We start from the raw sequence: 13,871 nt of genomic DNA, 5'->3' as shown, positions 1-13,871 counted from the left end.
CATGGTTTTCATCGCCGGGCATCGCGGCGCGCGCAATCTTTGGCCGGAGAACAGCCTTACGGGCTTCCGTAACCTGTGCAAGGAGGGCGTAGATGCGGTCGAATTCGACGTCCATCAGAGCGCGGATGGCGGGCTTGTCGTGATCCATGATCCGCTGCTCGACCGCACCACCTTGGATAGCGGGCCGGTTGGCGAGCGCAGCCTGAGACGGTTGACGGCGACGCGCCTTCGCGATGCCGGCGACGAATGCATTCCGACCCTCGGCGAGGTGCTCGACGTGTTCAGCGAAACGACGCTTGAGCTCCACATCGAGATCAAGACGGACGCGCTCGGCAATTCCTATGCGGGCCTTGAGGCCCGGCTGATCGACGAGATCAGGGGGCGGGGCCTGGAACAGCGCACTGTCATCACCTGCTTCGTGCCCGGCGTGATCACGACCGTGCGCCGGCTGTGGCCGGAGGCGCGGGTGCTTGCCTCGCTCGACCGCCGTTCGGCGGAGATGATGGGCGGAATCGCGTCCGCGCTGGCACAATTTGCCGCCATTCCCGGCTGCATTGTCGCGGTCGAAAAATCGCTCCTGGGGCTCACATTGCCGCTGGCCCTCAACGTGCTCGGATCCGGGCGTCTCGGTGCATGGGTGACCAATGAGCCGGAGGATATCGCCTACTGGCTTGCCCAACCGGTGCGGCAGATTACCACCGATCGGCCTGATCTCGCTGTGAGCATTCGTCGCAAGCTTGAAACCGTGCCGGCGCATTCATGATTCCCCGCCGCCGCTTTCTCATGGGATCGCTGGCGAGCGTCACCTTCGCTGCGCCCGCCGGGTTCATACGAGGAGCGCCGATCTCTTTCAGCGCAGATCCTTTCACGCTCGGTGTTGCGTCCGGGTGTCCGCGGCCGGATCGCGTCATCCTGTGGACCCGCCTTGCGCCACAACCTCTCGACAGCGGCGGCATGGGCGACGCTCCGGTGGATGTCGAATGGCAGGTCGCCGATGACGAGGCCTTCTCGCGGATCGCCTCCAGCGGTGTCGTGCGGACGACAGCAGAGCTTGCGCATTCCGTGCATGCCGAGGCGACGGGATTGCGGCCCGATCGCGTCTACTGGTACCGCTTCCGCGCCGGTCCAGCGCTTAGCCCGGTCGGACGGACCCGAACCGCGCCGGCCGAGTCCGCGCGCCCGTTCCGTTTTGCCTTCGCATCCTGCCAGCAATACGAGCAGGGCTATTTTGCCGCCTACCGCGACATGGCCGCGCGCGATCTCGATCTTGTCGTTCATCTCGGTGATTACATCTATGAGAAATCCTGGGGATCGCACCACGTCCGCCAGCACGGCGTCGGCATCCCGACAACGCTCGAGGAATTCCGCAACCGCTACGCGCTCTACAAGAGCGATCCCGACCTGCAGGCCGCGCACGCCGCCTTCCCCTGGCTTTCGGTATGGGATGACCATGAGGTGATGGACGACTATGCCAATGATCGTTCCTACACGGTGCGCGACACCGCGCGGTTCCTGAAGATCCGTGCCGCGGCCTATCAGGCCTATTACGAGCACATGCCGTTACCGCCCACAGCGCGCCCACGTGGCGTGGATGCCACGATCTACGAGCACTATCGCTTCGGCGACATGCTCGACGTGCTGCTGCTCGACGACCGGCAATATCGTTCGGCATCGGCCTGCGTCGGAAACGGGCGTCCGACCTGGGTGACTGACTGTGCGGGCCGGACGGACGAAACGCGGACGATGCTGGGCCAAACACAGGAACAATGGCTCGATGCGCGCCTGCGCGAGTCTCGAGGTCGCTGGACGATCGTCGCGCAGCAGACATTGATGGCGCAGGACAAGCGGGAAGGGGACGATGGCGCGCATTTCTGGATGGACGGCTGGGACGGCTACCCCAACGCCCGCCGTCGTCTGCTTGATTCGCTCGCTGCGCATCGCCGCAACCCGATCGTGATCGGTGGCGACCGCCACGCTTTCTTTGCCGCCGATCTGAAGCATGATTTTGCCCGGCCCGATGGCCCGACCATTGCGACCGAGTTCGTCGGCACCTCCATCACCTCGGACGGGCCGAGCGAGAGCAGTGTGCGCAAGGCATTGGCGGAGAATCCGCATCTCGTCTATGCGCGCGGCGACAGGCGCGGCTATGCGACCGTCGAGCTCGACGCCCGGCATTGCACCGTGGGTTTCGAGGCGCTCGACGACGTCAGGGACGCCAGGAGCGCCGTGCGCCGGCTGACGACATTTGTGGTCGAGGACGGCGCGCCGGGGGCGAAGGCCGCATGACGAACGCCCGCACGGCCTCGCATTTGACGAATGATGAAGGATCGCCTCAAATGATCCGACGTCTGACCATGCTTTAGGCTGCTGCGGGGGCTGCGCCGTGACCGATCAAACCATCCTGCGGGTCGCCTGGCTCTACTATATGGAGAACTTGACCCAGGCCGAGATCGGCGAGCGGCTGGGGCTGACCCGCGCCCGCGTCAATCGCATGCTGTCGGATGCACGGCAGACGGGCATCGTCAGCATCCGTCTCAATTCCGCCTTTGCGAGCTGCACGGAGCTGGAGCACCGGTTGCGTCGTGAATGCGGCCTCGAGGACGCGGTCGTCATCCCGAGCCCGGAGAATCCCGAGCAGGTCGGAAGCCTGATCGGGATGGCAGCCGGAGCGTATCTGTCGAAATTCCTCGAACAGAAGCGCCCGCGCATCATCGGTATCGGCTGGGGCGCGACTCTGCGCGAGACCATCCGTTACGTCACGCCCGCGGACTATCCCGATCTCTCCATCGTCTCGATGATGGGCGGGCTGTCGCGCGGACTCGAGCTCAACACCTTCGAAATCGCGGGCGAGCTCGCGCGCCGGCTGCACGCCCAGTGCAGCTATCTGGCCGCGCCCATTTTTGCCAGCAGCCGGCGCTCGCGCGATACTTTCCTGGCCCAGGAGGTCTATCAGGAGGTGCTGAAGAGCGTCGAGCGGATCGATCTTGCGCTATTGAGCATGGGAGATCTGACGCCGCGCTCGCTGCTGGTGCGGCACGGGCTGCCGCCGGACGTACGTGCGGAGCATCTACGGGCCGCGGGCGCCGTCGGCGACGTGCTCGCACAATTTCTCGATAAGTCCGGCCGGCCCATCGATCACGGCATCAACAGCCGTGCCATCGCGCTTCCGCTCGAGAAGCTGGCGCGCGTGCCGACCTCGATGCTAATCGCCGGGGGTCTCAACAAGGCGCCGATCATCGCCGCGGTGCTGCGCGGCCGGATCGGCAAGGTGCTGGTGACGGACGAGAACGCCGCCGTCGCCGCGCTAAAACTGATCGACAAGCAGAAATAGCCGCTCTTTTCGCAAACGAACATTGGACCCGCGCTTTCGACGCTGATGCCGGCGTGACCGCCCACCTGCGCTCCGGAGTGCGCAAAAGCATTTGTCACGTCGAGGTGACATATGTAATGTAACCAAGACAATTGCTCAGAGAGGGATGGCGTCGACATGCGCGCTGCGGTGCTTCAGGACATTCGCGATATCCGCATCCTCGATATCCCCGAACCGAGGCCGGTCGCGGAGGACGACCTCATCGTTCGCGTCAAGGCTGTCGGCGTCTGCGGCAGCGACTTGCATTCCTACCTCGAGGGCGGAACGACCGGCCCGACGCAGGTCAGGCCGTTCGTCCTGGGCCATGAATTCTCGGGCGTCCTCACGCCGGACTCGGCGCGCAAGGCGGGACTGTCGACTGATGTGCTGGTGGCGGTCGACCCTTCCATTCCCTGCGGCCATTGTGAGTGGTGCCGCCGCGGTCACACCAATCTGTGCCCCAACGTGAGGTTCCTCGGCTATGCGCCACACAACGGCGCCATGGCCGAATTCGTTTGCGTGCCCAGATCCGCCGTGCATTTGGTGCCTGACAGCATCGACCCGGCCGGCGCAGCGATCCTGGAGACGCTCGGCGTTGCGATCCATGCCATGGATCTGGCGCGTCCGCGACTTCTGGAAACCGTGGTGGTGCTTGGCTGCGGGCCGGTGGGATTGTTGCTGGTGCAACTCGCGCGGCTCGCCGGTGCCGGAAAGATCATCGCGATTGACCCGGTCGAGCAGCGTACCGCGATTGCGTGCGACCTCGGCGCGGATGTGGCGTGCCGCAGCTACGCCGGGGTTGGGGACGTCACCGAAGGCCGCGGCGTAGATCTGGTGATCGAGGCGACCGACTCCTCGCACGGCTTCGAGCATGCGGCGCGCTGCGCCCGTATCGGTGGCCGGGTCGTTCTCGTCGGCATTCCCGAGAACAACCAGTACATCCTGAGCGGCGCCGAATCGCGCCGGAAAGGCTTGTCGATCAAATTCTCACGCCGCATGCCGGAGGTCTATCCGCGGGCCATCGCGCTTGCGCAGGGGGGGCAGGTCAAGCTTGCGCCGCTGGCCACGCATCGCTTCTCGCTCGACGAAACACCTGCCGCGTTCGAGCAACAGGTCGCGCGGCGAGATGGAATCATCAAGGCGATCATTAGTCCGTAGATTGACGGCTTGTCTCGCCCACTCTTCGGCATCAGCCAATGAGAGCAGGCCTTCTGAAGTACGCGATAGCGCCGCGCCAGGTCGGCGGGAGGTGCATCTTCGCAGCTTATCCGACATGGTTGAGGTGCTGGCGAAGGAAAGGCTGGAGAAGAAGACAAGCGACCCGGTCTCGTCGCGGGCGGCCATCAGAGCGCTTGCAGGAATCGCTCGCCCATCGCGACGGTTCCATCGGTGTAATCCGTTCCCAACCGTCGTGCGGTCTCGGTGTCCGAATGCGACGCGATCCATGCCGTCAGCAGCATGCGCCGGAGCATCACGAAAACGGGCAGCATGAGTTCGTCTTCGCGCGAAACAGGCGCGATCGCGCGATACCCGTCGAGCCATGATGCCTGGAGTTCGGTCACGATCGGCTCATGCTCCATGAAGCTGACGGCGGCGGCAAAGTCGTAGAAGAACCATGAGAAGCCGCAATCGTCGAAGTCGATTACGCCGAGACGCGCACCGTCGACGAGAAGATTGGCCAATCGGAGATCAGCGTGGACGAGGCCAAATCGGTCGCCTGTGTTTCCGTAGGTATCGAGACGTTGCTCGAGTGCGCAGGCGACCCTCTGCAGCAATTTTCGGCCATCGTCGCGAAGACCAAGGCCCGACTGCCAATCGCCCCACAACGGTCGGTTGCCCATGGCGTGAAAGTCCCAGACCTTGCGCTGAAAGTCCGGCGGCCTCCTCCATCGGCGGCTGTGCGCGTGAAGCCTGGCGCTGATCACTCCAAGTTTGCCGAACCAGGCGACGAGATCGTCTGATGGATCGGGCTCCTTGCCGCCGAGAAACTCGAACGCCGCAATCTGTCGCGGCGAGCCGTTCAGGATGATCGGACATAGCGATCGCCCCTTACCATCGGCGACCGGGCGAGGCGTGACGACAATGTCCTCCGCTATCAGCGCATCGATCCAGGCGAGCTCGGACCTGATCTCGGCGGGCGTGTGGTAGCCGATCCGCTGCACGCGCAGCACCAGCCTCCGTCCAGATGCCGGTTCCTGCGCCAGAAACGTCGTGTTCTCGGAATGGCTGAGGAAGGAGACCGTCGATTGTGACGAGAGATCCCAGAGCGGCAAGGCTGCGCCGAGCTCGGTCTGCATGCTCTCGATCAAGCTCGGAGTCATCATGAGAGTGAGCCGGCCCTCTCGGAAGTGGCATCGAGGAGATCAAGAAGGCTCGAGACGATGCGATCGGGGACGATGCTTGTGGCCGCATTGAACGGCACGTCGCTGGCGAGCAGGATAGACCGCAGGCCGGCGGCGTTACCGGCCGCGATGTCGGTCGCGACCTGGTCGCCGATCATGATCGTTTCGTGCTTTGCGGTGCCGAGATACTCGAGCGCCCGCTCGATCAGGAACGGATGTGGCTTGCCGACAACGACCGGCGTCACACTTGGTACCGCAGCGACCACCGCGGCGGTCAGCACGCCGACGCAAGGGTCATATCCATCGTGCACGGGCGTGAGGACGTCGGGATTGGTCGCAATGATCACTGCTCCCGCCAAGGCGGCTCGTATAGCTGTCCGCAGCTTGGCGTAGTCGAGCGTCGAATCGAAGCCGAGCACCACGACTTCTGGGTCCGCAGAGGTCAGATCATAGCCGGCTGCTTCAATGGCTGCGAGCAACGGCTGTTCGCCGATCGCAAAGACCGGAGTGCCTTGCGGCCAGCGTCTTGCGAGCAGGGCCATCGCTGCCGAGATGGTGTTGAAGACCTGCCGTGGTTCTGCCGGAATGCCGATGCTGGTCAGCTTCGCCGCAAACTGTGCGGCAGATTTTGTCGAATTATTGGTGACGAACGCATACGGCACGCCCTGTTCATGCCAGACGCGAAACGCTCTTACCGAACTCGGGATCGCGGTGTCTCCTCGATAAGCCACGCCGTCGAGGTCTGAAATGATGCCGCGAATGATGTGGCGGGTCAGGGACTCCTGTTTTTTCAAGGCCGGGGATTCCGCTCGTTTCGAAACAAGGGAATTATAGGTTCACCGTCTCCGGACCGTTGTTCCGAGCTTCCATCATTCCTGTCCTGCACAGTGGAGAGGCGCGGCTGCCTCGGAGTTGGGCGGTGCGCTCTGGGTGATCAGGAGACGCCGTGCGCAATCGTCGCATTCGGGAGTGTCAGCAACGGAATCGTGGAGCAGCAGGAATCGGGCAGGCGTGACCTTTGGTCTACGCTTTGCAAGTTGAGGCAAGTGGCGCGAGACGATCGAAACGGCTGAGTGCCCGCGCCCTCGGCAGCAGTTTCAGCATTGCCAGAATCATCGAGGGATATGACATGATCAACCGTAGAGACGTGATGTTAGGGGGGCTTGCCGGTGCCGCAGCGTTCGGCTTCGGACGGGTCAACCCGGACTTTCTGGTAAATTCCGCTTTTGCGGCTGAAGGCAAGGCGCTGCGCTTTCTTGGCGCCGAAGCGCTGTCTGGCAATTGGGATCCGACCACGCACACCAATCTGGGTCAGTTGATCGTCGAGGGATTCGTCTTCGGCTATCTGACGCGGGCGCCGATGCGGCCGGATAAGCCGGATGAATTGATCTTCGAATTGGCTGAGTCCATGACGCCGATCGATGCTTCGACGATGGAAGTCAAGCTTCGGAAGGGCGTCAAGTTTCATGACGGCACGCCGTTCACGGCAGCTGACGTCAAGGCGACCTACGAGTATGGCTGCCAGCCCGACCGGCCGGCGCAGTGGTATCCGGGTCTCGTCACCGTCGACGTCGTCGATGATTTCACCTGCCGCATCAATACCAAGGCGCACGGCTATCCGGCGGCGCTCTACTATTATCTCTCCTCCTTCCTGCCGATCATGTCTGCCAAGGACGTTGCCAACAAGGCGCAGTTGTCGGCTCGCATGAACGGCACCGGGCCGTACAAATACGTCGAGCAGAAGGGCGACACGACCGTTCTCACCGCCAACGCCGATTTCTTCCTCGGCGCGCCGAAGATTCCCGGCGTCGAATATCATTTCGTCGGCGACACCACGACGCGGACGCTGTCGTTGCTGAATGGCTCGGCGGACATCATCGAGCGGCTGGAGCAGGAGCAGGTCGAGACGATTTCCAAGGATGCTCGATTCAACATCCACAAGGCGGTGTCGGTCGAGAACAAGTATCTGTTCTTCCGCTGCTCCAAGAAGCCGTTCGACGATCCGCGCATCCGGCTGGCGGCATGCCACTCCATCGACCGCAAGCAGGTGCTGGAGGTGCTCGGCGTCTCCGGAACCTACTCCAAGGCGCATATCTCGCCGGTGAAGTTCGGCTATGCGGAGGTCGCCGATTATCCAGAATTCGATCCAGCCAAGGCCCAGAAGCTGCTGGCGGAAGCCGGCTTCCCGAAGGGCCAGGGGCTTCCAGAACTCACCTATTACACCTCGGTCGGGTTCTATCCGAAGACCAAGGAATATGCCGAACTGATCACCGGCATGCTTCAGGAACAGGGTTTCAAGGTCAATCTCCAGACCCTCGAAGTCGCGGCTTGGGGCAATCTGCTCTATGACAAGCCGGGCGGTGGCGAAGGCAACATGATCGACTGCGGCTGGTGCACGGGTTCGCCCGAGCCGGATCTGGTGCTGCGCACCCACTTCCACTCGTCGTCGAAGCGCATTACCGGCATCGTCGACAAGGACATCGACGCGGTGCTCGACAAGGAGCGCAACGCCACCTCTATCGAAGAGCGCAAGAAGATCCTCCAGACCGAGACGCTGCCGACCATCGCCAGGAAGGCGCCGGCACTTGCGTTGTTCACGTCGGTCTTCATCCACGCCTACAGCAAGAAGCTCGACGGCCTCTACATCTACCCGAACGGCATGCAGGACATGACCAAAGCCACACTGGCATGATGATTGCTCAGGCAGGTCGGACTTGTCCGACCTGCCTGTTTTTCTGAGGTCAGGTGCTGGTCGGACTTGTCCGACCAGCCGGTTTTCCCTGGTCGGGTGCAGGCCAGACAACCCTGCCTGCCGGAACGCCCAACGAATGCAAGGGTAGCTCTTCCTGATGTTGATCCTGGAATTCCTGGTCAAGCGGATCGCGCAGGGCCTCCTGATCGTCTTCATCACCTCGTTGATCATCTTTACGCTGTTGCGCGTGGTTCCGGGCGACCCCGTCCGTCTGATCGTCGGCGGCATGGCGCCGCCCGATGTGGTCGAGAGGGTGGCGACCAAGATGGGGCTGCGCGATCCCATCATCGTTCAATACGGCCGCTATATGCGCGGTCTGCTCCAGGGCGACCTCGGACAATCCTATCTTCGGCCGCGTAGCGGCATGATTGCTGCCGGCGGACAATATGTCGATCCGACGAAGTCGGACATGGCGCTCGTGACCGACCTTATTCTCGAACGCTTACCGTTCACGCTGCAGTTGGGCGGTATGGCCTTGTTGTTCGCGCTGTTGATCTCGTTTCCGGTCGGAATAGCCGGTGGGTTGCATCAGCATCGATGGCAGAACGCCCTGGCGTTCGGCATGCAGTCGCTGTTCGTGTCGATCCCGAATTTCTGGCTCGCGATCGTCCTGATCCTGTTCCTGTCGATCAAACTGAAGCTGCTTCCGGCGCTCGGCTACCAGGGCTTCTCCTATGTCATTCTGCCGGCCTTGGTGCTGGCGGTGGAGATCGCGCCCTTCATCATCCGGACGCTGACGACGTCACTCGGCGAGGTGATGCAGGCGTCGTTCATCGATGAAGCCCGGGTTCGCGGCCTGTCGCGCCGCCGCATCGTCTATTCCCATGCGCTGCGCAATGCCGCCGTGCCGCTGGTCAACCTGCTCGGTATCCAGCTTTCGACCCTGATCGGCGGCGTGCTGGTGATCGAATACATCTTCGATTATCCGGGCCTCGGCAATTTGACCGTCGTCTCCGTCGTCGGGCGTGATTTTCCGGTCATCCAGGGCATCGCCATTACGACCAGCGCGGTGTTTGTCTTCATCAATATCATCGTGGATTTGGTCGCCTATCTCATCGATCCTCGCGTGGAGATCTGACCATGACGGCCACCACGGTCATTGCTGCGGAGCCCGAGCCTCGATTGGCCCGCATCCGGTCCGTCAATCGGCGGATCCTGGCTGCAGCCTGGGGCATGACGAGCTTCAAGGTCGGTTTCTTCGTCTTCATCGCTCTGCTGCTCGCGTCCGCGATCTATCCCGAGGTGTCCTCGGTCAGCGCCACCAAGATGGTGGTGAAGGACAAATTTCTGGCGCCGGTCTATCTGGGCGACAAATGGACCTGGGATCACGTGCTGGGCACGGATCAGCTCGGCCGTGACATCCTGATGCGCAGCCTGATCGGGCTGCGCTATTCGCTGCTGGTCGGCATCGTCACGGTGCTCCTGATCTTCGTCATCGGCTGCGGTCTCGGCCTGTTCGCGGGCTTCAAGGGCAAGTGGTGGGACACCATCATCATGCGGATCACGGACGCCCAGCTCTCGATTCCGATGATCATCCTGGCCATCACGATTCTGGGTGTATCGCGGCCGACTGTCCCGACGATCATCATCGTGCTGGCGCTGTCCGGTTGGCCGCTCTACGCCCGAGTGGCCCGCAGTGCCGCGGTCGCCGAACGCGGCAAGGAATATGTGCGCGGCTTGCGTGTGCTTGGGGCAGGGGATTGGCGAATCCTGCTGCTGTTCGCAGCGCCCAACATCCTGCCGCCGATCGCGTTCGTTGCGGTGCTCGATGTAGCCCGCATGATGATCTTCGAAGCGATCCTGGGCTTCCTTGGGCTCGGCATTCAGCCGCCGACCCCAAGCTTTGGCAGCATCATCGCCGATTCCCGCAAATATCTGCTCAATGCCTGGTGGATCGGGACCATCCCGGGCATCTTCCTCGCCGTCGCGCTCACCTCGATCAATCTCATGGGCTCGGCGCTGGAAAAGGCGCGCAACCGCATCTATGGAGGTCTCTGAGATGGATCTCTCGCGCATTCTCGAAATCGACGATTTGACGGTCGGTGCCACGACGCCGGGCGCGGCTCCAATTCTGGATCACATCAGCTTCAGCCTCAGCACGTCGGAGATTTTCGGCATCTACGGGGAGAGCGGTGCGGGCAAGACGGTGCTCAGCCGTGCGCTGGCGAACTGGTTGCCGGAGAGCCTGGAATATCGCGCGGGACGGGTCGCCTTCGCTGGACACGACATCCTCGGCGCCGGAGCGCGCGAAGTCCGGATCGGGCGTGACATCGCCTATATCGGCTCCAAGCCGCAGAGTTCGCTCGATCCGACCATACCGGTCGGGGTCCAGATCGCGGAGAAGCTGCACAGCGTCAGGCCTGAATGGAACGGGCGCGAATGCCGCGACAGGGTCATGCAGCTGCTCGGCGAGGTCCGCATTCCATCGCCAAAGGAACGCTACTGGGACTACCCGTCGAAATTCTCCGGCGGCATGATGCAGCGCGCGATGATCGTGGATGCTATTTGCGCCGAACCCGCCGTGCTCATCGCCGACAATGTGACCCAGCCGCTGGACGTCACCATTGCCGCGCAGATCGTGGCGCTGCTCCATGACCTCTGCACGCGCCACAAGATGGCGACGATCTATTTGTCCTCCTCCTTGCCGACACTCGGTCAGTTCGGCGATCGAACGGCCGTGCTGCACCAGGGTCAGTTCGTCGAGCAACAGGCGTTCGCCGAACTGCTGACTTCACCGCTATCCGACTACACGCGCAAGGCCATCGCGAGCGTGCCGCGGATGTGGGAGACGGCGGAGGGCCCGCTTGCCCGCCATCGGGCTCAAGGCGAAGCCCCGTTGATGAGGGTGGAGAATGTCCATCGCACCTATCGTGCCCGCAAGCGCGGTACGTTCAACACCTACAGCAACGTGCAGGCCGTGCGCGGCGTGACGCTCGACATCATGCCGCGCGAGAATTTCGGGATTGTCGGGGAGTCCGGCTGCGGCAAGTCGACGCTGACTCGTCTGCTGGCGTGGCTGGAGACGCCCGACAGCGGCAGTATCGTCTTGAACGGGACCTCGCTCGGTGCGCTGTCATCGCGAGACCTGATCCGCAAGCGCAACGAGTTCCAGCTTCTTTTGCAAGATCCCTACAATGCCTTGCCGCCGCGTACCACGGTCGGCCGCATGATCGAGGAAAGCCTCCTGATCCGTGGCAGTATCAAGCGCGCCGATTTGCGAAAGCGGGTGATCTCGGCGATGGCCGAAGTCGGTCTCGCCGCCGAACTGTACGATCAACTGCCGAACGCGCTCTCGACCGGCGAGCGCCAGCGCATTTCGATCGCACGAGCCCTGATTCTCGATCCCAAGCTTCTGATCCTCGACGAGACCTTGTCGGCACTGGACCAGCGCGAGCAAGGAAGGCTGATCGAGCTGTTCTCGAAATTGCAGGAAAAGAACGACCTCACCTACGTCTTCATCTCGCACGATCTGGCGATGGTGCGGAAGGTCTGCACGCGGATCGCAGTGATGTATCTTGGCGAGATGGTCGAGATTGCCGACAACCACGATCTGTTTTTCGATCCGCAGCATCCCTATACCAAGGCGTTGCTGTCGGCGGCCCCGACGCTGGAGCAGAAGCTGTTTGATCCCTCCGATTTCCTGCTGGAAGGCGAGCCGCCCAGCCCGATCGACATCCCGGCGGGTTGCAGCTTTGCCTCGCGCTGTCCGAAGGCATTCGGCCGCTGCCGGGTGGAGACGCCGAGGCTCGTCGAGCATTCGCCCGGGCGCTTCGCGGCCTGCCACCTTCTCGATGGCGATCAGGCGCAGGCGGCCGCCTAGAGACTAGTTTCGTGCAATGATGGCATTGTGCCGGTGTTTTGCCCGACGTGTCAAATGGGTTCGCAAAATCCGCAAGGTCGCACCGACGGTTGTCTACTGTGCATGGGGTTGTTTTCGATATTTTTGTTGTCCGGCCATGGGAGCCCCGGCTCAGGGCCGGGGCTTGAACGGCCAATCCATCGCGACGGCGCGCATATCCTCCAGCGCCTTGGTCACCTGCAGCACGCCGAGATCGTCGAAGCGGTGGCCGATGACCTGGACACCGATCGGCAGATGCCGGGAATCAAACGCCATGCAGACCGTGGAGGCGGGCTGGCAGGTCTGGTTGAACATGGCAGTGAAGAGCGTGTGCTCCAGCGGCATCTCGCGAGAGACGCCTGGCTCTTCGGCCGGAAAATTCACCACCGGCAGCGTCGGTGAGATGACATAGTCCCAGCCTTCGAACGCCGCCAGCAGCGCCGCCTTCATCTTGGCGATCCGCCCCAGTGCCTGGTAAAGGTCCGTACCCGAGTGCTTGGCTCCCCCCAGGCTCCACGCGCGAACATAGGGATTGATGTCGCTTGGAGCATCGCTGTGCTGAGGGAGGGACTTGTATTCGAGATAGCCACGGACCTGAAGGAACAGGTCGATGGCTTCGTAGGCGTCATGATCGAGCGGCGAGACGAACGGCTCAACGATGGCACCTGCGCCGGCCAGCAGCCTTCCGGTCGTCTCGACGGTCTCGCGTACGATCACCTCGGGCTTCATGCCAAAGCCCATGTCGGTGAGGACGCCGATCTTCAATCCCTTCACATCGCGCCCGAGGCGCTCGTGATAGCGCACGCCGTCGGCAGGGAGGCTCCAGGTGTCGCGCTCGTCCTGCCGCGTCAGCACGGTCAGCAGGCGCGCGATGTCGTCGACGCTGCGGCCCATGGGACCGGCCATGCGCATGGTATCGGCCGGCAGATGCGGCACACGTCCGTGGGTGGGCTTTAGTCCGGCGAGGCCGCAATGTGCGGCGGGAAGGCGAACGGAGCCCGCGATGTCCGTGCCGACGGAGACATATCCGGCGCCGGCCGCGATCGACGCGGCGGCGCCGGCCGACGAGCCGCCGGTGTTCCAGGCAAGCCCCCAGGGGTTGCGGGTGATGCCGTGCAGCGAACTGATGCCTGACGCCATCAGGCCACAATCGGGCATCGTGGTTTTTGCAAAGATCACCGCGCCGGCTTCGCGCAATGCGATCGCCGGTGGTGAATCGTAGTTTGAGGGCGGCAGGGAGCGGTTGGCCCCGATACCGTGAAAGTAGGGCCAGCCGACCATGGCGACGCTGTCCTTGACGGTCATTGGAACGCCATCGAGCGGACCTAGCGCAGCTCCGGCCTTCCATCGCGCTTCAGAGTGTTGCGCGCTGGCCATGGCGTGCTCCGGGCGGAAGCAGAACAGGGCGTTGATTGCGGTATTGACGTTCTGGGAATGGCTGAGGGTGGCCCGCAGCACGTCGACCGGCGATAGCGCGCGCGAGGCGTAAGCCTCTGTCAGCTCGGCAAGGCTCATCCCGATCAATTCTTCAGCAGACATGTAGGCCTCAATGGCTAGCGTCCCGGATCACTGTCCGGATAGCGAAAATAG

The 13,871-nt window shown here is 62.8% G+C and carries 11 protein-coding genes; 8 read left to right on the top strand and 3 right to left on the bottom strand.

What is annotated here, in order from left to right; genetic code table 11:
• Window position 1 precedes the first annotated feature (1 nt).
• The 4 genes from BM118_RS33385 (at window position 2) to BM118_RS33370 (ending at window position 4,507) form a co-directional block, all read left to right on the top strand.
• A complete protein-coding gene (locus tag BM118_RS33385) occupies window positions 2-763 on the top strand; it encodes a glycerophosphodiester phosphodiesterase family protein (RefSeq protein WP_092191283.1) in 762 nt (253 codons plus the stop codon).
• Complete coding sequence (locus BM118_RS33380; RefSeq protein WP_092191281.1) at window positions 760-2,286, top strand: alkaline phosphatase D family protein; 1,527 nt, start codon at window positions 760-762, stop codon at window positions 2,284-2,286. The genes BM118_RS33385 and BM118_RS33380 overlap by 4 nt, the downstream gene beginning before the upstream one ends.
• A 97-nt stretch (window positions 2,287-2,383) precedes the next feature.
• Window positions 2,384-3,331 (top strand): sugar-binding transcriptional regulator, encoded by a 948-nt coding sequence (locus BM118_RS33375; protein ID WP_210189071.1) that lies wholly within the window; start codon window positions 2,384-2,386, stop codon window positions 3,329-3,331.
• 156 nt (window positions 3,332-3,487) lie between these two features.
• A complete protein-coding gene (locus tag BM118_RS33370) occupies window positions 3,488-4,507 on the top strand; it encodes a zinc-dependent alcohol dehydrogenase (protein ID WP_092191279.1) in 1,020 nt (339 codons plus the stop codon).
• A gap of 185 nt (window positions 4,508-4,692) precedes the next feature.
• On the opposite strand, the gene BM118_RS33365 is transcribed toward BM118_RS33370, so the two are convergent.
• Together BM118_RS33365 and BM118_RS33360 are read right to left on the bottom strand one after the other, a co-directional pair.
• Window positions 4,693-5,646 (bottom strand): phosphotransferase enzyme family protein, encoded by a 954-nt coding sequence (locus BM118_RS33365; protein WP_244550302.1) that lies wholly within the window; start codon window positions 5,644-5,646, stop codon window positions 4,693-4,695.
• 23 nt (window positions 5,647-5,669) lie between these two features.
• The gene (locus BM118_RS33360; protein WP_092191275.1) at window positions 5,670-6,485 is read right to left on the bottom strand and encodes an HAD-IIA family hydrolase; all 816 of its coding nucleotides are present in this window, start codon (window positions 6,483-6,485) and stop codon (window positions 5,670-5,672) included.
• Between the two features lie 335 nt (window positions 6,486-6,820).
• Here BM118_RS33360 and BM118_RS33355 point away from each other — a divergent pair, with 335 nt between their 5' ends.
• From BM118_RS33355 to BM118_RS33340, 4 genes are all read left to right on the top strand, one after another.
• Window positions 6,821-8,383: an ABC transporter substrate-binding protein gene (locus BM118_RS33355; RefSeq protein WP_092191273.1), complete on the top strand. Its 1,563-nt coding sequence runs from the start codon at window positions 6,821-6,823 to the stop codon at window positions 8,381-8,383.
• A 157-nt stretch (window positions 8,384-8,540) separates the two neighbouring features.
• Complete coding sequence (locus tag BM118_RS33350) at window positions 8,541-9,521, top strand: ABC transporter permease (protein WP_092191271.1); 981 nt, start codon at window positions 8,541-8,543, stop codon at window positions 9,519-9,521.
• 2 nt (window positions 9,522-9,523) lie between these two features.
• Window positions 9,524-10,441, top strand: a complete 918-nt coding sequence (locus BM118_RS33345) for an ABC transporter permease (protein ID WP_092191269.1) — start codon at window positions 9,524-9,526, stop codon at window positions 10,439-10,441.
• Window position 10,442: 1 nt separating this feature from the next.
• Window positions 10,443-12,263: an ABC transporter ATP-binding protein gene (locus tag BM118_RS33340; protein WP_092191267.1), complete on the top strand. Its 1,821-nt coding sequence runs from the start codon at window positions 10,443-10,445 to the stop codon at window positions 12,261-12,263.
• A 150-nt stretch (window positions 12,264-12,413) separates the two neighbouring features.
• Here the strand turns inward: BM118_RS33340 and BM118_RS33335 are convergent, their stop codons facing one another.
• The gene (locus BM118_RS33335) at window positions 12,414-13,820 is read right to left on the bottom strand and encodes an amidase (protein WP_092191265.1); all 1,407 of its coding nucleotides are present in this window, start codon (window positions 13,818-13,820) and stop codon (window positions 12,414-12,416) included.
• Window positions 13,821-13,871 lie beyond the last annotated feature (51 nt).

The sequence above is a fragment of the Bradyrhizobium sp. cf659 genome (genome assembly GCF_900113725.1).
GTDB lineage: Bacteria > Pseudomonadota > Alphaproteobacteria > Rhizobiales > Xanthobacteraceae > Bradyrhizobium.
The sequence above is the reverse complement of the archived record's forward strand: the minus strand, read 5'-3'. Positions and strand labels throughout refer to the sequence as shown.

What these genes read in the sequence shown, in the direction of transcription:
- BM118_RS33355 (WP_092191273.1), top strand. Translation starts at nt 6,821, where the DNA reads ATGATCAACCGTAGAGACGTGATGTTAGGGGGGCTTGCCGGTGCCGCA.
- BM118_RS33380 (WP_092191281.1), top strand. Translation starts at nt 760, where the DNA reads ATGATTCCCCGCCGCCGCTTTCTCATGGGATCGCTGGCGAGCGTCACC.
- BM118_RS33385 (WP_092191283.1), top strand. Translation starts at nt 2, where the DNA reads ATGGTTTTCATCGCCGGGCATCGCGGCGCGCGCAATCTTTGGCCGGAG.
- BM118_RS33345 (WP_092191269.1), top strand. Translation starts at nt 9,524, where the DNA reads ATGACGGCCACCACGGTCATTGCTGCGGAGCCCGAGCCTCGATTGGCC.
- BM118_RS33335 (WP_092191265.1), bottom strand. Translation starts at nt 13,820, where the DNA reads ATGTCTGCTGAAGAATTGATCGGGATGAGCCTTGCCGAGCTGACAGAG.
- BM118_RS33340 (WP_092191267.1), top strand. Translation starts at nt 10,443, where the DNA reads ATGGATCTCTCGCGCATTCTCGAAATCGACGATTTGACGGTCGGTGCC.
- BM118_RS33350 (WP_092191271.1), top strand. Translation starts at nt 8,541, where the DNA reads ATGTTGATCCTGGAATTCCTGGTCAAGCGGATCGCGCAGGGCCTCCTG.
- BM118_RS33365 (WP_244550302.1), bottom strand. Translation starts at nt 5,646, where the DNA reads ATGCAGACCGAGCTCGGCGCAGCCTTGCCGCTCTGGGATCTCTCGTCA.
- BM118_RS33370 (WP_092191279.1), top strand. Translation starts at nt 3,488, where the DNA reads ATGCGCGCTGCGGTGCTTCAGGACATTCGCGATATCCGCATCCTCGAT.